We start from the raw sequence: 18,479 nt of genomic DNA, 5'->3' as shown, positions 1-18,479 counted from the left end.
TCCATGCATATTCTCGCCACCACATCTTCGTCTCTCGACGACCTGATCGAGCCGGTTGATCTCAACCAGCCACAGGCGGATGTGGTGGTGTTATCTTTTTCTAGCAGCGATCTGGCAGGTCTGGAGCGCGGTTGGACGCAGGCATGTGCTGGCTCCCTCTCGCTCGTCTCTGCCAACCTGTCCGAACTTCGCCATCCCATGTCTGTCGATCTCTGGATTGAGAAGACGGCGGAAAAGGCGAAACTGATCCTTATCCGGATTCTCGGCGGTGCAGATCGTTGGCGTTACGGTGTCGATCAGCTTGGTTTGATGGCTAGGCGACGTGGCATCAAACTGGTCCTTTTGCCCGGTGAATGCAGTGAACGGGACGAAAAGCTGGAAGCGGCATCGACTGTTGATGCTTCTACTCTTTCGGCAATCCTGTCATTTTTCCGCGAAGGCGGCGCTGTCAATATGGCGCGGCTTTCGACCGGTCTAACGGCCCTTTCCAAGGGTCAAGCATGGCCAGAGATCGTACCAGACCCGTTGCCAAAGGCCGGCTTCTACCGACCCGGTGAGGGGTTTGTCGATCTTGAGCGAGCATTGGATGGCTTTGCTCCCGATGCACCTGTCTTGCCAATGTTGTTTTACCGCTCGATGTTGCTGGCGGCGGATATCGCGCCTGTCGATGCGTTGTTTGCGGCTTTGGAAAGGCGTGGGTTTGCGCCATTGCCGATTTTCGTCAGCGGCCTGAAGGACGCTGAGGCAATTCGGTTTCTAGAGGAGAAGCTGCCTCTGTTGGAACCTGCAGCGATCATCGCTGCGACTGCTTTTGCAAGCCACACCGACGATGTTGGCGATACGCTTTTCGACCGATTGGGCGTTCCGGTTTTTCAGGTCATCATGGCGACAACACGTCATGATGGTTGGGTCGACAATATGCGCGGTCTCAACCCGTCTGATCTTGCCATGCATGTGGTGCTGCCAGAGCTGGACGGGCGCATTCTGGCTGGGGCCATCTCGTTCAAGCAGCTTGATCCGCAGGGTGGGCAAGGGCTGGTAAACGTCACTGAGGCTGATCGCGTCGAGCAGGTTGCTGCACGCGTCCAAGCTTTTCTTCGGCTCAAGAGTGCAGAACCATCTGATCGACGCCTCCTCATTCTGATGCCGGACTATCCCGGTGCCGCACCGGGCCGAACCGGATATGCTGTTGGTCTGGATGTGCCACAGAGCGTGCTGGAGATGATGCGTGACCTGCGTGATGCTGGTTACCGCGTTGAAAACATCCCTGAAACCGCACGCGGTTTGCTGGATCGTATTGAAGGTGAAACAGCTGATCTTTCGCAGGCTGACTATGCCGCCTTTTGCGCATCCCTTCCCTCGTCTGCCCTTCAGGCCTTACAAGACACCTGGGGTGACGCGGCACTGGACGATGTCGTTACTGATGGTCATTTCCATTTTAGAGCAGCGCATTTCGGCGCGGTGACGGTCGCACTTGCTCCTGATCGCGGACGCAACGAAGACCGGCGTGTTGATTATCACGATCCTGCCTTGCCGCCGCGTCATGCATTGGTGGCTTTTGGTGCCTGGATGCGTGAAAAGCTTAACGCGCATGCTGTGATCCATGTGGGTGCCCATGGCACCCTTGAATGGTTGCCGGGTAAAACCGTTGCGCTGTCGCAAGCCTGTTTTCCGGAAATTGTTACCGGACCGCTGCCTGTCATCTATCCATTTATCGTGTCCAATCCGGGTGAAGCTGCCGTCGCCAAACGGCGTATTGCTGCCGTAACCATTGGGCATATTCCGCCTGCACTTGTGGATGCCGGACTCTCACCAGATCAGGCGGCGCTGGAGCAGCTTGTTGATGAATATGCGCAGGCCGATGGTCTGGACCGCCGCCGCCGCGATAGACTGGCCACGCTGATCGTTGAAAAAGCGCGCGATACGGGCCTGGCAGCTGACGCCGGCGTTGACTTGGGTGACGATGCCGATACCGCGCTGTCGCGCATTGATGCTTTTCTCTGCGATCTCAAGGATTTTGCCATCAAGGATGGCCAGCACGTGTTTGGGCGCGCGGTGGATGGTGAACAGGACCCGCTGAGAACTCAAAGTGCAACCGCAGAAAAAGTTGCTTTGTTGGCAGCGCTGGACGGCCAGCACATAGTTCCCGGCCCGTCAGGTGCTCCTGCGCGTGGCAGGCTGGATGTGTTGCCGACCGGGCGCAATCTTTACGCTGCCGATCCGCGCACCATGCCCACACCAACGGCGTTTGAACTGGGCCGGATGGCGGGTGAAGAGGTGTTGCGGCATTATCTGCAAAGCAACGGTGATTGGCCAAAACATCTGGTTTTCGACCTCTGGGGATCGGCCTCCTTACGCAATGGTGGCGAGGATGTCGGGCAAGCTCTGCATCTGATGGGGGCAAGGCCGATCTATGATCCTGCCACTGGCCGGGTGACTGGGATCGAAGTTTTGCCACCGGCTGCGCTTGGACGTCCCAGAGTGGATGTTACATTCCGTATTTCCGGCCTGTTCCGCGACATGTTTCCAGCTCTCATTGCGCTGCTGGATGCTGCGGCCAAGGCGATTGCGCAGCGTGAAGAAGCGCCCGGCGATAATCCACTGGCTGAGGAAGCGGTCACTCTGGGTCGTATTCCCTCGCGTATCTTCGGTTCTGCACCCGGCACTTATGGAGCGGGGATTGAAGAAAAACTGGCAAATGGCCGCTGGGATGAGCGCGATGAATTGGGGCAAATCTATCTTGATGCTGCTAGCCATGCCTTTGGCGGTGCCGACGGTTTGGATGTCTTTGCTGATACCGGCTTTGCTGGTCAGGTGAAAAAGGCTGAATTTCTGATCCATACTGGTGATGATCCTGGACGCGATCTTCTCGATGGTTCATCGGATGTCGCCTTTATTGGTGGTTTTGCGGCAGCCAAGGCGGCACTTGGTCAAGCCGCAGATGTCGTGGCACTGGACACCACTGATCCGGCTCGCCCAAGGGCAAGATCCATCGCCCAAGCTTTGACCCGTGTGGTGCGGGCTCGCGCAGTCAATCCACGGTTCATCGCCGGACAAATGCGGCATGGTCCGCGTGGTGCTGCCGAATTTGCCGAAACGGTTGATCGACTGATAGGATTTGCTGAAACCACTCATGTCGTTCCGTCATCGCTGATCGAGGCGCTTTATGATGCCTATTTTGGCGATGAGGCGGTTCGGGATTTTATTCTGCAAGAAAATCCGCAGGCTGCAGAATTAATGGCGCAGCGCTTTATCTCTGCCCGCCGCCGAAATCTCTGGCACAGCCGTCGTAACGCCGTGGACGCGGAGTTGGAAATGCTGCTCACACCCCGACAGATGCGGGTGGCAACATGAGTGCATTGCCGCTTTCCGATGTACAGCCATTTTCGCGTCGCGGTGTTTGTCCGGCACTGTCTGCACCGATGCAGACCGGTGACGGGTTGCTGTCTCGGGTAGCCTTTACCGGTTATGTGTCTCCGCAGGATTTTGTCACACTTTGCGCATTGGCCACCCGGCACGGCAATGGTCTGGTTGATATCACCGCCCGTGGCGGGCTTCAGTTTCGTGGTCTGACAGTACAAAGTGCGACTGGGTTGGAGCGTGATGTTTTGCAGCTTGGCATGCCTATTCGCCAAGGCCTGGCCGTTGAAACGTCGCCGCTGGCTGGTATCGACCAAACCGCAATTGCGGACACACGAAATATCATAAGCCGGATTCGTTTATCGGCTGAAAAGCTTGATCTTCACGACAGGCTGGCGGCAAAGATGTCGGTTATCGTTGATGGCGGCGGCCATGTCATTCTCGGTGATTTGCTCGCTGATATCCGTCTGAACGCTGTCACACTAGATGACGGCATATTTTGGCAATTGATGCTGGGTGGCGCGGAAAATAAGGCTTTGAGGGCCGGTTTGCTGCGCCAGGAACACGCTGCTTGTGTGGTCATTGATCTGCTTTCGCACCTTGCGACAATCGGGCCAGATGCACGTGGACGTGATTTGGATTTGTCAACGGTGCGTGCTGTCTGCGCTGAACGGTTGCTGGACCGAGATATTGATGATGCTTCCAGATGCGTCGTAGATTTGCCTTACGGTCTGATGCCGTTGGGTGATGGTTTCTTTGCCGTCGGGCTTGCACCGGCATTCGGGCAAATCTCGGCCGACGTTCTGGCATCGCTCTTTCAACAGGCAACCATTCTGGGGTTGGCAAATGTCAGGCCCGGGCCGTCACATTCACTGATATTTTGTGGCCGCGAAGCGGATTGCCGAGAGTTGCTTTCCTATGCTGCCACGGCTGGTTTTGTGACAATGGCAAGAGATCCCCGATCTGCCATCGCCGTCTGTCCGGGTGCTCCAGCCTGTGGTTCAGCCTTCATGCCGACCCATGCGCTTGCAGACCATGCAGCTGCTGAATGTGGCTCGATACTGGACGGATCATTTACGCTGCATTTATCAGGCTGCGCCAAGGGATGTGCACATCCCTCACCAGCGCTTTTGGCTTTTCACGGCCGTGCTGAAGGTCTGGCTTTTGGCCTTTCAGCGCGTGTCGGAGACCCACCAACTGCTATTCTGCCGATTGGCGCACAAAAGGCTGCGCTTTCGCGGCTTGCCCAGCTTTACGAAAAAGAACATAAGCCCGGAGAAAACGCGCGTACATTTTTTTCCCGTTTGGGAAGCGAAACCGTCAGCGCGCTGCTCCAACAGGATAATTGATGACCGACTACGATTACATCCGCGATGGTAATGCCATCTACGAACGCTCATTCGCCATTATCCGCGAGGAAGCCGACCTTTCTGCGTTCACAGTTGATGAGGCTGACATTGCGATCCGTATGATCCATGCCTGCGGACAGGTCGAAGCCGCGCAGCACTTCCGTTTCTCCAAAGACTTTGTTGTCGCTGCGCGTGGTGCATTGCAGGCCGGTAAACCTGTTTTGTGTGACGCTGAGATGGTTGCGCGTGGCGTTACCCACGCACGTCTTCCGACCGATAACGAAGTGATCTGCACCTTGCGTGATCCGCGCACGCCTGAGCTCGCCAAACAGATTGGCAATACCCGGTCGGCAGCAGCGCTTGATCTGTGGGCAGATAAGCTTGATGGCGCGCTTGTGGCCATTGGCAACGCGCCAACCGCGCTGTTCTATCTGCTTGAGATGCTTGACAAGGGCGGAGTGCGTCCGGCCGCCATTATCGGCATGCCGGTTGGTTTTGTCGGGGCTGCGGAATCGAAAGATGCTTTGGAGGTCAGCCCGCTCGGCATTCCCTACGCCATCGTCAAGGGACGCCTGGGTGGTTCGGCCATGACTGCTGCCGCGGTTAATGCCATCGCGAGGGCGGGTCTGTGAGTGCTGCTCTTCTTGAAAATGTCAAAGGCAAGCTGATTGGTGTTGGCACCGGCCCGGGTGATCCTGAGCTTTTGACCTTGAAAGCCGTTCGCGCCATTGAAACTGCCGATGTGCTGGCGTTCTTCTGCAAAAAAGGCAGCACCGGCAATGGACGCGGTATTGTCGAGGCTTTCATCCGACCAGGCACCATCGAGATGCCGCTGGTTTACCCAGTTACGGTGGAAAGCGATAAGAACGGCGAGGACTATCGCGGTGCGATAGCCGGATTCTTTGATCAGTCGGCCAAGGATATTGCCGTTCATCTGGATCAGGGACGTAATGTCGCGGTGCTGTCCGAGGGCGACCCGCTGTTTTATGGTTCCTATATGCATCTGCATTTGCGACTTGCGCCATCGTATCCGGCGGAAGTGGTGGCGGGTATCACGGCGATGTCTGGTTGCTGGTCGATGACTGGTCTTCCACTGGTACAGGGCGATGATATCTTGAGTGTCCTGCCTGGCACGCTCTCGGAAGACATCCTCGCAGAACGTCTGTCTGGCACTGACGGTGCTGTTATCATGAAGGTCGGACGCAACCTGCCCAAAATTCGCAAGGCACTGGAAAAGGCAGGCAAGCTGGAGAGCGCGCTTTATGTCGAGCGTGGCACGATGGCGAACAGTGCGGCCATTCCGATGCGCGAGCGGGACAGTTCTCCGGCTCCCTATTTTTCGCTTGTTCTGGTTCCTGGCTGGAAGGACCGTCCATGAGCGGCCGTCTTACCGTTGTTGGACTTGGTCCGGGCAATCTGGCGCAGATAACACCGCAAGCTCTGGCAGCTGTGGAAGCGGCAGACGATTTTTTCGGCTATATTCCCTATCTCGACCGCCTGTCCTTGCGGCCGGATCAGCGTCGCCACGCCTCTGACAATCGCGAGGAAATCTCCCGCGCCGAAGCCGCGCTGACGCTCGCTGCGGCGGGTGGCAATGTCTGCGTGGTATCCGGTGGTGATCCCGGCGTTTTCGCCATGGCTGCGGCGGTCTGTGAAGCCATTGAAAATGGTCCTGACGCGTGGCGCGATATTGAATTTTCGGTGGTGCCAGGTGTGACGGCCATGCTGGCGGTTGCGGCCAAGGCTGGTGCTCCTCTTGGGCATGACTTCTGCGCAATATCGCTCTCGGACAATCTCAAGTCTTGGCCGCTGATTGAAAAGCGCCTGATTGCGGCGGCAGGTGCCGGCTTTGTCATGGCGTTTTATAATCCGGTCAGCAAGGCACGCCCGCATCAGTTGTCGACTGCATTCGAGGTGTTGCGAGCCCATCTACCGGGCACGGTGCCGGTTATTTTCGGCCGTGCGGCAGGGCGTGTTGACGAACGTATCCGTGTTGTGCCGCTGTCGGAAGCGACAAGCGATATGGCCGACATGGCAACCTGCATTATCGTCGGTACCGAAGAAACCCGGCTTATCATGCGCGATGGCGAAGAACCGATTGTTTATTCACCACGGTTTTCCAAAAGGGAAAGCTGATGCTTAATGGCGGTGAGCGCAGCTTCGATATTGGGTACCGTCGCGGCGCAGGGATGCGGCGGGCGTTCGATCATCACCACCTCGATGCCCAGCTGCCGCGCCGCTTCGATCTTACCATAAGCCGCCGTGCCGCCGGAATTTTTGGACACGATGATGTCGATCCGGTTATCGCGCAGCATGGTAATCTCGTCCTCCAGTACAAAGGGTCCGCGCGCGGTGATGTAACGGGCATCGGGCACATTGAGAGGTGGTTCAACCGGATCGACGCTGCGGACCAGGTAATGATGTTGGGGCGCGGCCTCAAATGGCAAGAGCTCCTGGCGACCAAGCGCAAGGAAGGCATTCTTGCTGCTGGAGCCCACTGCGCCGACCGCCGTATTGACATCGGCAACGGCCTGCCAGCGGTCACCCACCTGCCTTTGCCACGGCGCCCGCTCCAGCGCAATCAGCGGCACTTGCGCCTGCTGCGCAGCATGAACGGCATTGGCAGAGATAAGTGCGGCGTAGGGATGCGTCGCATCAATCAGCAGATCAAACGCATTTTCCATGATAAAGGAAGCAAGACCATCTGCTCCGCCAAAACCGCCAATGCGCACCGGAACCGGCTGTTTGACAGGCTCGCGAGTGCGTCCTGCCATAGAAAGCAATATCCGATAGCCGGATTCTTCCGCCAGTTTGCCCGAGAGAATACGGGCATCGGCGGTACCGCCAAGAATAAGAATGGAACGTGTCATGGCTTCTGAATATGCCGGAAATGGACAGGCTTCCACCGAAAAGGCACAAACCTCTTGGCTTTCGATCGTCGGTATTGGCGAAGACGGGCTGCATGGCATCAGCCAAAATGCCCGCCTTGCCATTGAGGAAGCAGAATTTGTGTTTGGTGGCAAAAGACATCTTGTACTTGCTGCCGACGCGATTAAGGGCGACGCGAAATCCTGGCCGGTGCCGTTTGATGTCGCAATGGCCGACGTCGTGGCGCTGCGCGGCAAAAAAGTCTGCGTGTTGGCCTCTGGCGATCCGTTCTTTTACGGGGTCGGCGTCACGCTTCTGCGGCATGTGGCGGCAGAGGAAACCCTCTCTTATCCCGCGCCATCGGCGTTTTCGCTTGCCGCATCAAGGCTCGGCTGGGCGTTACAGGATGTCGAATGTGTGTCCTTGCATGGTCGTTCGATTGATCTCATCCGTCCGTATTTGCAGCCGGACGCAAAACTCATAGTTTTGACATCCGATGACAAGGCGCCTGCCCTGGTGGCGGAGCTTTTGACGGAGACTGGTTTCGGCACTTCGGAATTGACATTGCTCGAGGCCTTGGGTGGTTCACGTGAAACACTACGGCAAACAAAGGCCTCTGCATTTTCATTCACTGATGTTGATCCCCTGAATGTGCTGGCGGTGGACGTGGTTGCGCATAAAACAGCGCGTGTCTTGCCATTTACGAGCGGTCTCGACGACACCCTGTTTGAGCATGATGGCCAGATCACCAAACGGGAAATTCGCGCCGTGACTTTGTCATCGCTTGCCCCCCGTTATGGCGAAGTTCTCTGGGATATCGGTGCGGGTTCCGGCTCCATTGGGATTGAATGGATGCTGTCGCACCCGTCCCTCAGGGCCATCGGCATCGAGCAGAATGCGGAGCGGGCAGAACGCGCTGTTCGTAATGCCGAAAACTTTGGTGTTCCGGGGCTGGAAGTTGTCATCGGTACTGCACCTCATGCTTTTGAGGGTTTGCCGGTGCCGGATGCAATCTTTATCGGCGGCGGCGGCAGTGAAGCTGGCGTGCTGGATGGCGCAGTCAGAGCGTTGAAGCCAGGTGGTCGATTGGTCGCTAATGCTGTGACGTTGGAAATGGAGGCCGTGTTGCTGGCCGCTCAAGCCCGGCTTGGCGGTTCACTGATCCGGCTGGAAGTATCGCGTGCTACACCGGTCGGTAGCATGCAAGGCTGGCGTCCGGCCATGCCGGTCACCCAATGGTCCTGGGTAAAACCAGGAGAAACAGCGTGATTGTTGCGGGCATTGGATGCCGCAAGGGCGTCAGCGTTGAAGCGGTCATGGCGGCGTTGGATGAGGCGGCCAGGCAGCATAAGGTCAATATCGACTTTATCGCCACGGCACCGTTAAAGGCTGACGAGCCAGCTTTGCTGGAGGCCGCAACCATACGCAACATGGCCTTTGTTGTCGTGGCGCAGGCAGATTTTGAACAGGCGGCGAGCCGCACCCTCACCCGCTCGGCAGTAAGCGAAGCGCATTCCGGTTCCCCAAGCCTCAGTGAGGCCTCGGCCCTTGCGGCATTGGGACCAAGTTCAAGACTTATCGCGCCGCGTATGGTGATCAATGAGATTACGGTGGCAATTGCCACGTCAGGAGATCAGGAATGACAGTTCATTTTATTGGTGCCGGTCCGGGCGCTGCAGACCTCATTACAGTGCGCGGGCGTGATCTGATCGCCGCCTGCCCGGTCTGCCTTTATGCGGGATCACTGGTGCCAAAGGCGTTGCTGGATTATTGCCCGCCCGGCGCACGTATTGTTGATACGGCGGCCTTGTCGCTGGATGAAATCGAAGCGGAATATGCTGCGGCTGCCCGTGAAGGCAAGGACGTGGCGCGTTTGCATTCGGGCGACCTTTCGGTCTGGAGTGCCATGGGTGAACAAATCCGCCGACTTGAACGTCTTGGGCTGGATTATACGGTAACGCCTGGCGTGCCCTCCTTTGCAGCAGCAGCGGCCACCTTAAAGCGGGAACTGACTGTACCGGAGGTGGCGCAAAGCCTTGTGTTGACCCGTGTGTCTGGTCGCGCCTCCAAAATGCCGGAGACGGAAAACCTTAGGGCATTTGGTGCGACAGGGGCAACACTTGCCATTCATCTTGCCATTCACGCCATTGCCAAGGTGGTTGAAGAGCTGACACCGCTTTATGGCGGTGATTGCCCGGTGGCCATCGTGGTGCGTGCCTCTTGGCCAGAGGAGCGGATTATCCGTGGAACGCTTGGGGACATCGAGGCAAAACTTGCTGAGGAACCGGTTGGGCGTACCGCATTGATCTTTGTCGGCAAGGGCCTTGCTTCGGAAGATTTCCGTGAAAGCGCGCTTTACAGCACAGACTATGTCCGCAGGTTCCGTTCACCCAAGGGGAATGCAGACGCGTGAACCGAGCAGGCGAAGCCACTTTGGCCCTTGAGTATGCCAAGGCGGTCAAAAACGAGGATTTCCAGCGACATATCGGGATGCTTCAGCGCCGCTGCAGCGGTGACCCACGCTTTTTTGGCCACCACGGCGCCCAGATCGATACCGTTGGTTTCGGCCATTTCAAACGCATGGGCAACCGTGTTGGCGGAAGTTATCTGGTCGATAAGCGCTGCCTCGGCGCCGGCCTCGCTGGCCAAAGCCGCCAGCGCATCAAGATCGGCAAGGCCACGTTTGGAGTGTACATCCAGCATGCCTTGCGCCAGCTTGGTCATCTTGGCGACGCCGCCGGCAATGGTCACTTTTTCAACGGGATGGCTGCGCAGATATTTCAGCATACCGCCAATAAAATCGCCCATATCGATGAGTGCGATTTCATCCAGCCCGTAAAAAGCCTGTCCGGCTTTTTCGGAGGTATTGCCGGTGGCACCGAGGACATGGGTCAGACCGGCCGCGCGCGCCACATCGATGCCGCGCCAGATGGAGTGGATCCATGCCGAGCAGGAAAAGGGAATAACCACACCGGTGGTGCCGAGAATGGAAATGCCGCCGACAATGCCAAGTCTGCCATTCAGGGTTCTCTCGGCAATTTTTGCGCCGTCCTGAACGGAAATCTCGACTTCAAAATCGGCGTTGGCACCGGCGACTTCATGAATTGCGGTTTCCATCATCTTGCGGGGAACCGGGTTTATAGCCGGCTCTCCAACCGGCAACGGCAGACCGGGACGGGTAACGACGCCGACGCCCTGCCCTGCCTTGAAAACAATTCCGCTTCCCGGTTGGCCGCGTCTGACAGTGCTTTCAATCAGCGCCCCATGGGTGACATCAGGATCGTCACCCGCATCCTTGATAACCCCGGCTCGGGCGTAATCTGTGCCCATTTCATGGGTGGCAAGCGAAAAGCCCGGTCTGGCACCGCTTGGAAGTTCCACCTCGACAGGGTATGGAAAATCGCCGGTCAACAGGGCGGCGCAGGCAGCTTTCGTCGCTGCGGTTGCGCAAGTGCCCGTGGTCCAGCCGCGGCGAAGGTTTTTTCCATCCGTTTCCATGACCATTCCTATAACCGGTGGCGGCTTTTCCGTCATCGTTAAACAGCAAGTAAAGACAATGACGACAGCCGAAATTCTCAACAGCATCATGTCCACTGGTCCGCATCTCCAGCCGGGACATGTCTGGCTGGCCGGTGCCGGTCCCGGCGACCCGCGTTATCTGACGCTGGAAGTGGCTGCGGCCTTGGGACAGGCTGACATCATCGTACGCGACGCCTTGGTAAGCGACATGGTTCTCAAGCTTGCGCCACAGGCGGAGATTGTTTTTGCGGGCAAGCGTGGGGGAAAACCCTCTGCTGTGCAGGACGATATTACTGCATCGCTGATTGATTTCGCCCGTCAGGGTAAAAGAGTTTTACGTCTTAAGGGTGGCGATCCCTTTGTTTTCGGTCGTGGTGGCGAAGAAGCGGAAGCTCTGGTGGATGCAGGCATTCCGTTTCGGGTGCTTCCTGGTATGACCTCGTCACTGACGGCTTTGGCGTCAGCCTCCATTCCTGTCACCATGCGTGGTATCAGCCGGGCTATCACACTTGCAACCGGGCATGCCGCCGGCACTGACGATGACGTCGACTGGCTAGCATTGGCTAAAACCAATGAGCCTGTTGTGGTTTATATGGGACTGAAAAACATCGAAAAGATCGTTTCCATGCTGATGCAGGGCGGGCGTGCGCCTGAAACGCCGGTTGCGGTCATCATGTCTGCAACCACGCCACAGGAACGGATTTTCACCAGTCGTCTGGAGACGATTGCTGCAGATGCCGAGCGCGAACAGTTTGAAGCGCCGGCACTGATTGTGATCGGTGACATCGTCTCGATGCGGTCTCGCCTTGGAGTGAAAGAATGACTGCGCGCGCACTCATCATCGGCGCACCCCGTTCCGGGTCTGGCAAGACCAGCGTAACAATTGGCTTGCTGCGGGCTTTCGCACGCCGTGGCGTGAAGGTCCGTGGCGTGAAGACTGGTCCGGATTACATCGATCCCGGCTTTCATGCGGTTGCGACGGGGACGCCGGGCCTTAATCTGGATAGCTGGGCGATGCAGCCGGACCTGTTGCAGCACTTGTTTGCCGAGCAGGCTGATGGTGCGGAGCTGCTGCTGATTGAAAGTGCCATGGGTCTATTTGATGGTATTCCGGTTGCCGAAAATCGCACTGGATGCGCTGCCGATCTGGCGCGGCTTTTCGGCATTCCGGTTCTGCTGGTGCTGGATGTCTCTGGCCAATCGCAAACCGCGGCAGCGGTTGCCTATGGTTTTGCCCATTATGATCCTGACGTAAAAATGTCTGCTGTTGTGCTGAACCGGGCGGGCAGCGAAAGACACCGCACGCTGTGCACCGATGCCATTGAAAAAATCGGCTTGCCTGTCGCTGGGTGCGTGATGCGCGATCCGTCGCTGGTTTTGCCAGAACGACACCTGGGATTGGTACAGGCCAGTGAGCATCCCGAAATTGATGCCCATATCGAGGCCTTGGCCGATGCGATGGAAAAGTCGCTTGATCTCGATGCGCTGATGGCACTCGCAGCACCCGTCAGTCTTGATTGTGGTTCACGTGAAACCGCGATTGCGCCGCCAGGCCAACGTATCGCTTTGGCGCAGGACGCTGCTTTTACCTTCCTCTATCCGCATCTCGACAAACATTGGCGGGCGGCAGGTGCCGAAATCATTCCGTTTTCGCCACTGGCCGATGAGGCGCCGCGGGATGATTGTGACGTCTGCTGGTTGCCGGGTGGATATCCGGAACTGCATGCTGCAACGCTCGGTACTGCTGCAAACTTCAAAGCAGGCCTATCACGTTTTGCTGAAAGCAAACCGGTTCATGGCGAGTGCGGTGGTTACATGGTTCTGGGTGAAGCGCTGGAAGATGCGCAGGGTGTCACCCATGCCATGACGGGTCTTCTGTCGCATTCGACCAGCTTTGCCAAACGCAAGATGAATCTGGGCTACCGGCAGGCAACCATTGCCGTTGACGGTCCTGTCGGTTCGGCCGGTGACGTCTTGCGCGGGCACGAGTTCCATTATGCGCGGGTGACGGAACCCGGTCATGATGCGCCATTTGCAGAGATTGCCGATGGCCAGGGACGGCCACTTGGTCCTTCCGGCGGACGGCGCGGTCATGTTACCGGCACGTTTTTCCACGCCATCGCCAAAGGCTGAAATTGCCAGCCATGGATTTAATCCTTGCGACTTTTGGCTGAATAGCCTCCCTTGTCGGTCTGTCATAAGGTTGATTTGGTGATTGGGGGAGGAGCAATGCCGTCAGTTCTTGAAGAGTTGCAGGAACGCCGTGCCGAGGCGCGTCTTGGTGGCGGGCAGAAGCGTATCGATGCGCAACATGCCAAAGGCAAGCTGACAGCACGCGAGCGCATTGATGTGCTGCTCGATGAGGGCTCTTTCGAAGAATACGACATGTATGTCACCCACCGTGCGGTGGATTTTGGTATGGAAAGCCAAAAGATTGCCGGGGATGGTGTTGTGACCGGCTGGGGAACGATCAACGGACGCCAGGTTTATGTGTTTGCACAGGATTTTACCGTTCTGGGCGGGTCTCTTTCTGAAACTCATGCGCAAAAAATCTGCAAGATCATGGATATGGCGGTGCGCAATGGTGCGCCGACCATCGGCCTCAATGATAGTGGCGGAGCCCGCATTCAGGAAGGCGTTGCCTCACTTGGCGGTTACGCGGAAGTCTTCAAGCGCAACGTCATTGCGTCGGGCGTCGTGCCGCAGATCTCTGTCATCATGGGGCCATGCGCAGGTGGTGCGGTCTATTCGCCTGCCATGACAGATTTCATTTTCATGGTTCGTGACACCTCCTACATGTTCGTGACCGGGCCGGATGTAGTGAAAACCGTCACCAATGAAATTGTTACGGCTGAGGAACTGGGTGGAGCCGGAACCCATACAAAGAAGTCTTCCGTTGCTGATGGCGCCTACGAAAACGACATCGAGACCTTGGAACAGGTGCGGCTGTTGTTTGACTTTCTGCCGGCAAACAACCGTGAGAAAGCGCCGGTAAGACCGCATTTCGATGATCCTGCACGGCTTGAAATGCGGCTTGATACGCTGGTGCCAGACAATTCAGCCAAACCTTACGATATGAAGGAACTGATCCACGCATTGGCTGACGAAGGCGATTTTTTCGAACTTCAGGAAGCCTTTGCCAAAAACATCATCACCGGTTTTATCAGGCTGGAGGGGCAGACTGTGGGGGTAGTCGCCAACCAGCCGATGGTGCTGGCGGGCTGCCTTGATATTGATTCCTCGCGTAAGGCTGCACGTTTCGTGCGGTTCTGTGATGCATTTAACATTCCCCTGCTGACGCTGGTCGATGTCCCAGGTTTTCTTCCCGGCACGGCCCAGGAATATGGCGGTGTCATCAAGCATGGTGCAAAACTGCTTTATGCCTATTCCGAGGCAACAGTGCCGATGGTGACGCTGATTACCCGCAAGGCCTATGGTGGTGCCTATGACGTGATGGCATCAAAACATATTGGTGCCGATATCAATTACGCCTGGCCAACGGCTGAAATCGCGGTGATGGGCGCCAAGGGGGCCACCGAAATTCTCTATCGCTCTGAATTGGCTGATCCGGAGAAAATTGCTGCTCGCACCAAGGAATATGAAGAGCGTTTCGCCAATCCGTTTGTGGCGGCGGAGCGCGGTTTCATTGACGAGGTCATCATGCCGCATTCCTCTCGCCGTCGTATTGCCCGGGCTTTTGCGTCACTGCGTGGCAAGCAGGTGGACGTACGGTGGAAAAAACACGATACAATTCCGTTATAGGGGCAGAAATGCTTTGGAGGCCTTACTATATTGCTTCCGGGTCATTCCGGTTTTCCGGATGCGCCATTTCAGGAACAAGGACACATTTTGATGACCGAGAGATCTCCCGCGAATAACTTCCCCGCTGGTTATGAAGCCCCGAAAGTCTGGGAATGGGAAACGGGCAATGGTGGCCAGTTTGCCAGTATCAACCGCCCAACCGCAGGCGCGCAGAAACAGAAAGAATTGCCGGTCGGCAAACATCCGTTGCAGCTTTATTCCTTGGCGACACCCAATGGCCAGAAGGTCGGCATCATGCTGGAAGAGCTACTCGCGGCAGGCCATACCGGTGCTGAATATGATGCTTGGTTGATCAAGATCGGTGAAGGCGAGCAGTTCGGTTCGGGGTTTGTCGAGGTTAATCCAAACTCCAAAATCCCGGCACTGATGGATTATTCGACACCGGAACCAACCCGCGTTTTCGAATCCGGTTCGATCCTTGTCTACCTTGCTGAAAAGTTTGGCACCTTCCTGCCAAAGGATCTGAAAGCCCGCACGGAAACCATGAACTGGCTGTTCTGGCAGATGGGTTCTGCACCCTTTGTTGGTGGTGGCTTTGGCCATTTTTATGCCTATGCCCCGATCCATATCAAATATGCCATTGATCGTTATGCGATGGAAACCAAGCGCCAGATGGATGTTCTCGATCAGCATCTGGCCAACAACAAATTTGTTGCTGGCGATGAATACACCATCGCGGACATGGCGATCTGGCCGTGGTATGGCAAGCTGGCTCTCGACCAGTCCTATCCGAATGCCGGAACCTTCCTCGATACCGGCATCTACAAAAACGTCAAACGCTGGGCTGACGAGATTGCCGCGCGTCCAGCGGTAAAACGGGGTTGCATGGTCAACAAGACGTCCGGCGACCCATCTGAACAATTGCATGAGCGCCATGATGCCTCTGACTTCGATACGAAGACACAGGACAAAATTGGCCAGAATTCGTCTGCAAAGGCGTAAGGAGACTACCCATGGCAAACCTGCCCGACATGACAAAACACCGAGGTTTCCCATCCGGCATGCCGGGCACTGGCGTTCAATTCACGATACGCCGCGCCAATCCGAAAGGGGTAACGCCAATCAAGGCGTTACCACGTCGGGCTCGTCCCGATACGAAGGAACACCGTATCGATGCGGCCTTCCTGCATGCTCTCTGGCATCACTTTGGCTCAGAGCCATTCGAACGCGGCAATCTTGATGCGGCACGCATCAATTTGCTCTTCGGGCGTGAGGTTATTGCTGGCGAAAAGAATTTTGATCCCTTGTCCTACGAGGCATTGCTGCAGATCAATGAGAAAGTGGCGCGCCTGAGCTTCCCGGAATCCTTCGACGACGTTTTCGAGGTTTGAGCCTGCATGCGTTCGCCAGCAAGGAATAGACGTTCGATGTCAACACACACCGGGCATCAATTTTATCAGACAGACAATGATGTCTGGCTGATTGACGCAGTTCCTGCCGAGTATTTGACATTGATTGATTGAGCGTTATGCCGTTGGGAGGCGGTGATAGATGATATCCAAAATCCTCATTGCCAATCGTGGTGAAATTGCCTGCCGCGTTATTCGCACGGCAAAGAGGATGGGGATTGCCACTGTCGCAGTTTACTCAGATGCAGATGCCAATGCACTGCATGTAAAGCTGGCCGATGAGGCGGTGCATATTGGCCCTGCCCCATCAAACCAGTCTTATATCGTTATCGACAAAATTCTTCAGGCAATCCGTACGACCGGTGCCGATGCGGTGCATCCCGGTTACGGATTTTTGTCTGAAAATGCTGCCTTTGCTGAGGCTTTGGAAAAAGCGGGCGTGGTTTTCATTGGCCCACCGGTTGGTGCCATCGAGGCGATGGGCGACAAGATCACCTCCAAGAAGCTTGCGGCCAAGGCAGGCGTTTCCACCGTGCCCGGGCATATGGATCTGATCGCTGATGCTGATGAAGCGGTCCGGATTGCTGTGCAAATCGGTTATCCTGTGATGATTAAGGCCTCTGCTGGTGGCGGTGGCAAGGGCATGCGTATTGCCTGGAATGATCAGGAGACTCGCGAAGGATTTCAGTCGTCAAAAAACGAGGCGAAATCTTCCTTTGGTGACGACCGCATCTTTATTGAAAAATTCATCACCGAACCGCGCCATATTGAAATTCAGGTGCTTGGCGACCAGCATGGCAATCTGATTTATCTGGGCGAGCGCGAATGTTCGATACAGCGCCGAAACCAGAAGGTTATTGAAGAGGCCCCTTCGCCTTTTCTGGATGCGGCAACACGCAGGGCCATGGGTGAACAGGCGGTCGCACTGGCCCAAGCCGTCGGTTATTTTTCAGCAGGAACGGTTGAATTCATCGTTGATGGGCAAAAGAACTTTTATTTCCTTGAAATGAACACCCGGCTGCAGGTTGAACATCCGGTCACCGAGTTGATCACCGGTATTGATCTAGTCGAACAGATGATCCACGTCGCAGCGGGCGAAAAACTCACTTTTGGGCAGGATGATGTCGTTCTTAACGGGTGGGCGATTGAAAGCCGACTTTACGCTGAAGACCCCTATCGTAACTTTCTGCCGTCGATTGGCAGGCTTTCCCGCTACCAGCCACCAGCCGAAGGGCAGCAGGAAACGGGTGTGATTGTACGCAACGACACAGGCGTGTTCGAAGGCGGCGAGATATCCATGTATTACGATCCAATGATTGCAAAGCTCTGCACTTGGGCGCCGGATCGTATAAGCGCCATTGATGCGATGGCTGAGGCGCTGGACAAGTTCGAGGTGGACGGCATCGGTCACAATCTGGCCTTCCTGTCAGCGGTCATGCAGAAACCACGTTTTCGCGATGGAAATCTGACGACAGGCTTTATCGCTGAGGAATTTCCGGACGGTTTTGTCGGCGTTGAGCCGGATTCTGAAGGTTTAAACAGGTTGGTGGCGATTGCGGCCGTCATTCACAAGCGTTTGCAAAATCGCGCGACAGCAATTTCCGGATCTCTTGGCGGTCATCACAAAGTCCTTCGTCCAGATTGGGTTGTTTCCCTTGCTGGGCAGGAAAGACACATCGTCCTCTCAGCAAACGATGACGGCGATGTTGTACAGATCGACAAGCAGCAAAATCTACATGTTACCACCGACTGGTTGCCGGGTAGAACTCTCGGCGTCTTTACCATTGATGGCGACGTTCTTTTTGCCAAGGTGGATATTGCTGGCACCGGCATTCGTTTGCGCTGGCGGGGAATCGATGTGCTTGCAAATGTTCGCTCGCCGCGTATCGCTGAACTTGCCCGGTTGATGCTGGTCAAGGTGCCACCTGATACCTCTAAAATGCTGCTATGCCCAATGCCAGGTATCATTACCTCAGTTCTGGTGGCCGTGGGGGATGATGTGGAGGCCGGACAGGCACTCGCGACCGTTGAAGCCATGAAGATGGAAAATGTGCTGCGAGCTGAAAAACGCGGGCGCATTTCAAGTGTTGCTGCAAAAACCGGTCAAAGCCTGAGTGTTGACGAAATCATACTGGAATTTGAATGAGGACTTCGCGGCTGGAACCCAATCCGGTGAGCGTGGTTTCCTATGGATGAATGAAGGTAAAGGGAA

16 protein-coding genes are annotated in these 18,479 nt (G+C 56.2%); 14 read left to right on the top strand and 2 right to left on the bottom strand.

All coding sequences use genetic code 11. The annotated features are described in order from the left end of the window. The first annotated feature begins 3 nt into the window (after nucleotides 1-3). The 5 genes from cobN to ACZ5FM_RS16275 are packed head-to-tail and all read left to right on the top strand — an operon-like array spanning nucleotide 4 to nucleotide 6,845. Nucleotides 4-3,354 carry a cobaltochelatase subunit CobN gene (cobN, locus tag ACZ5FM_RS16295; RefSeq protein WP_464039242.1) on the top strand — a complete coding sequence of 1,117 codons (3,351 nt, stop codon included), beginning with the start codon at nucleotides 4-6 and terminating at the stop codon, nucleotides 3,352-3,354. Next, nucleotides 3,351-4,709: a precorrin-3B synthase gene (gene cobG / locus ACZ5FM_RS16290; RefSeq protein WP_464039241.1), complete on the top strand. Its 1,359-nt coding sequence runs from the start codon at nucleotides 3,351-3,353 to the stop codon at nucleotides 4,707-4,709. Before cobN ends, cobG begins: the two co-directional genes overlap by 4 nt. Beyond that, nucleotides 4,709-5,341 carry a precorrin-8X methylmutase gene (locus tag ACZ5FM_RS16285; protein ID WP_464039240.1) on the top strand — a complete coding sequence of 211 codons (633 nt, stop codon included), beginning with the start codon at nucleotides 4,709-4,711 and terminating at the stop codon, nucleotides 5,339-5,341. Before cobG ends, ACZ5FM_RS16285 begins: the two co-directional genes overlap by 1 nt. Further along, nucleotides 5,338-6,087: a precorrin-2 C(20)-methyltransferase gene (locus tag ACZ5FM_RS16280; protein ID WP_275643417.1), complete on the top strand. Its 750-nt coding sequence runs from the start codon at nucleotides 5,338-5,340 to the stop codon at nucleotides 6,085-6,087. The genes ACZ5FM_RS16285 and ACZ5FM_RS16280 overlap by 4 nt, the downstream gene beginning before the upstream one ends. Beyond that, complete coding sequence (locus tag ACZ5FM_RS16275; protein ID WP_464039239.1) at nucleotides 6,084-6,845, top strand: precorrin-3B C(17)-methyltransferase; 762 nt, start codon at nucleotides 6,084-6,086, stop codon at nucleotides 6,843-6,845. The genes ACZ5FM_RS16280 and ACZ5FM_RS16275 overlap by 4 nt, the downstream gene beginning before the upstream one ends. Here the strand turns inward: ACZ5FM_RS16275 and ACZ5FM_RS16270 are convergent. Further along, nucleotides 6,812-7,579 (bottom strand): cobalt-precorrin-6A reductase, encoded by a 768-nt coding sequence (locus ACZ5FM_RS16270; protein ID WP_464039238.1) that lies wholly within the window; start codon nucleotides 7,577-7,579, stop codon nucleotides 6,812-6,814. The genes ACZ5FM_RS16275 and ACZ5FM_RS16270 overlap by 34 nt on opposite strands. Between ACZ5FM_RS16270 and cbiE the strand changes: the two genes are divergently transcribed. Genes cbiE through cobM form a run of 3 tightly spaced genes read left to right on the top strand, consistent with a single transcriptional unit; the run spans nucleotide 7,578 to nucleotide 9,990 of the window. Next, nucleotides 7,578-8,846 (top strand): precorrin-6y C5,15-methyltransferase (decarboxylating) subunit CbiE, encoded by a 1,269-nt coding sequence (cbiE, locus tag ACZ5FM_RS16265; RefSeq protein WP_464039237.1) that lies wholly within the window; start codon nucleotides 7,578-7,580, stop codon nucleotides 8,844-8,846. The two genes, ACZ5FM_RS16270 and cbiE, sit on opposite strands and share 2 nt — an antisense overlap. Next, nucleotides 8,843-9,220, top strand: coding sequence for a cobalamin biosynthesis protein (locus ACZ5FM_RS16260; RefSeq protein WP_259148979.1), 378 nt, complete (start codon nucleotides 8,843-8,845; stop codon nucleotides 9,218-9,220). Before cbiE ends, ACZ5FM_RS16260 begins: the two co-directional genes overlap by 4 nt. Beyond that, nucleotides 9,217-9,990: a precorrin-4 C(11)-methyltransferase gene (cobM, locus tag ACZ5FM_RS16255; RefSeq protein WP_464039236.1), complete on the top strand. Its 774-nt coding sequence runs from the start codon at nucleotides 9,217-9,219 to the stop codon at nucleotides 9,988-9,990. Before ACZ5FM_RS16260 ends, cobM begins: the two co-directional genes overlap by 4 nt. Here cobM and ACZ5FM_RS16250 read toward each other — a convergent pair. Beyond that, nucleotides 9,945-11,075 (bottom strand): cobalt-precorrin-5B (C(1))-methyltransferase, encoded by a 1,131-nt coding sequence (locus ACZ5FM_RS16250; protein ID WP_464039235.1) that lies wholly within the window; start codon nucleotides 11,073-11,075, stop codon nucleotides 9,945-9,947. The two genes, cobM and ACZ5FM_RS16250, sit on opposite strands and share 46 nt — an antisense overlap. Before the next feature lie 58 nt (nucleotides 11,076-11,133). Between ACZ5FM_RS16250 and cobA the strand changes: the two genes are divergently transcribed. The 6 genes from cobA (at nucleotide 11,134) to ACZ5FM_RS16220 (ending at nucleotide 18,413) form a co-directional block, all read left to right on the top strand. Further along, complete coding sequence (gene cobA, locus ACZ5FM_RS16245) at nucleotides 11,134-11,919, top strand: uroporphyrinogen-III C-methyltransferase (RefSeq protein WP_250984351.1); 786 nt, start codon at nucleotides 11,134-11,136, stop codon at nucleotides 11,917-11,919. Further along, on the top strand, nucleotides 11,916-13,229 hold the full coding sequence (locus tag ACZ5FM_RS16240) for a cobyrinate a,c-diamide synthase (RefSeq protein ID WP_464039234.1): 1,314 nt from the start codon (nucleotides 11,916-11,918) through the stop codon (nucleotides 13,227-13,229). Before cobA ends, ACZ5FM_RS16240 begins: the two co-directional genes overlap by 4 nt. Before the next feature lie 96 nt (nucleotides 13,230-13,325). After that, nucleotides 13,326-14,858, top strand: a complete 1,533-nt coding sequence (locus tag ACZ5FM_RS16235) for an acyl-CoA carboxylase subunit beta (protein WP_464039233.1) — start codon at nucleotides 13,326-13,328, stop codon at nucleotides 14,856-14,858. Between the two features lie 90 nt (nucleotides 14,859-14,948). Beyond that, nucleotides 14,949-15,860, top strand: a complete 912-nt coding sequence (gene yghU / locus ACZ5FM_RS16230) for a glutathione-dependent disulfide-bond oxidoreductase (RefSeq protein ID WP_464039231.1) — start codon at nucleotides 14,949-14,951, stop codon at nucleotides 15,858-15,860. 11 nt (nucleotides 15,861-15,871) lie between these two features. Then, entirely contained in the window at nucleotides 15,872-16,249 is a 378-nt protein-coding gene (locus ACZ5FM_RS16225; protein ID WP_192490551.1) for a hypothetical protein, read from the top strand. A gap of 160 nt (nucleotides 16,250-16,409) precedes the next feature. After that, nucleotides 16,410-18,413 (top strand): acetyl-CoA carboxylase biotin carboxylase subunit, encoded by a 2,004-nt coding sequence (locus ACZ5FM_RS16220; protein ID WP_464039230.1) that lies wholly within the window; start codon nucleotides 16,410-16,412, stop codon nucleotides 18,411-18,413. The last annotated feature ends 66 nt before the right edge of the window (nucleotides 18,414-18,479 follow it).

This window comes from Agrobacterium sp. 5Ca50 (assembly GCF_055381905.1).
Note: the sequence above shows the minus strand (reverse complement) of the source record. Positions and strands in the feature narration are given on the sequence as shown.

Bases quoted from the DNA above. Each gene is read 5' to 3' on its own strand.
- cobN (WP_464039242.1), top strand. From the start codon at position 4: ATGCATATTCTCGCCACCACATCTTCGTCTCTCGACGACCTGATCGAG.
- cobG (WP_464039241.1), top strand. From the start codon at position 3,351: ATGAGTGCATTGCCGCTTTCCGATGTACAGCCATTTTCGCGTCGCGGT.
- ACZ5FM_RS16285 (WP_464039240.1), top strand. From the start codon at position 4,709: ATGACCGACTACGATTACATCCGCGATGGTAATGCCATCTACGAACGC.
- ACZ5FM_RS16275 (WP_464039239.1), top strand. From the start codon at position 6,084: ATGAGCGGCCGTCTTACCGTTGTTGGACTTGGTCCGGGCAATCTGGCG.
- cbiE (WP_464039237.1), top strand. From the start codon at position 7,578: ATGGCTTCTGAATATGCCGGAAATGGACAGGCTTCCACCGAAAAGGCA.
- ACZ5FM_RS16270 (WP_464039238.1), bottom strand. From the start codon at position 7,579: ATGACACGTTCCATTCTTATTCTTGGCGGTACCGCCGATGCCCGTATT.
- cobM (WP_464039236.1), top strand. From the start codon at position 9,217: ATGACAGTTCATTTTATTGGTGCCGGTCCGGGCGCTGCAGACCTCATT.
- ACZ5FM_RS16250 (WP_464039235.1), bottom strand. From the start codon at position 11,075: ATGGAAACGGATGGAAAAAACCTTCGCCGCGGCTGGACCACGGGCACT.
- cobA (WP_250984351.1), top strand. From the start codon at position 11,134: ATGACGACAGCCGAAATTCTCAACAGCATCATGTCCACTGGTCCGCAT.
- ACZ5FM_RS16240 (WP_464039234.1), top strand. From the start codon at position 11,916: ATGACTGCGCGCGCACTCATCATCGGCGCACCCCGTTCCGGGTCTGGC.
- ACZ5FM_RS16235 (WP_464039233.1), top strand. From the start codon at position 13,326: ATGCCGTCAGTTCTTGAAGAGTTGCAGGAACGCCGTGCCGAGGCGCGT.
- yghU (WP_464039231.1), top strand. From the start codon at position 14,949: ATGACCGAGAGATCTCCCGCGAATAACTTCCCCGCTGGTTATGAAGCC.
- ACZ5FM_RS16225 (WP_192490551.1), top strand. From the start codon at position 15,872: ATGGCAAACCTGCCCGACATGACAAAACACCGAGGTTTCCCATCCGGC.
- ACZ5FM_RS16220 (WP_464039230.1), top strand. From the start codon at position 16,410: ATGATATCCAAAATCCTCATTGCCAATCGTGGTGAAATTGCCTGCCGC.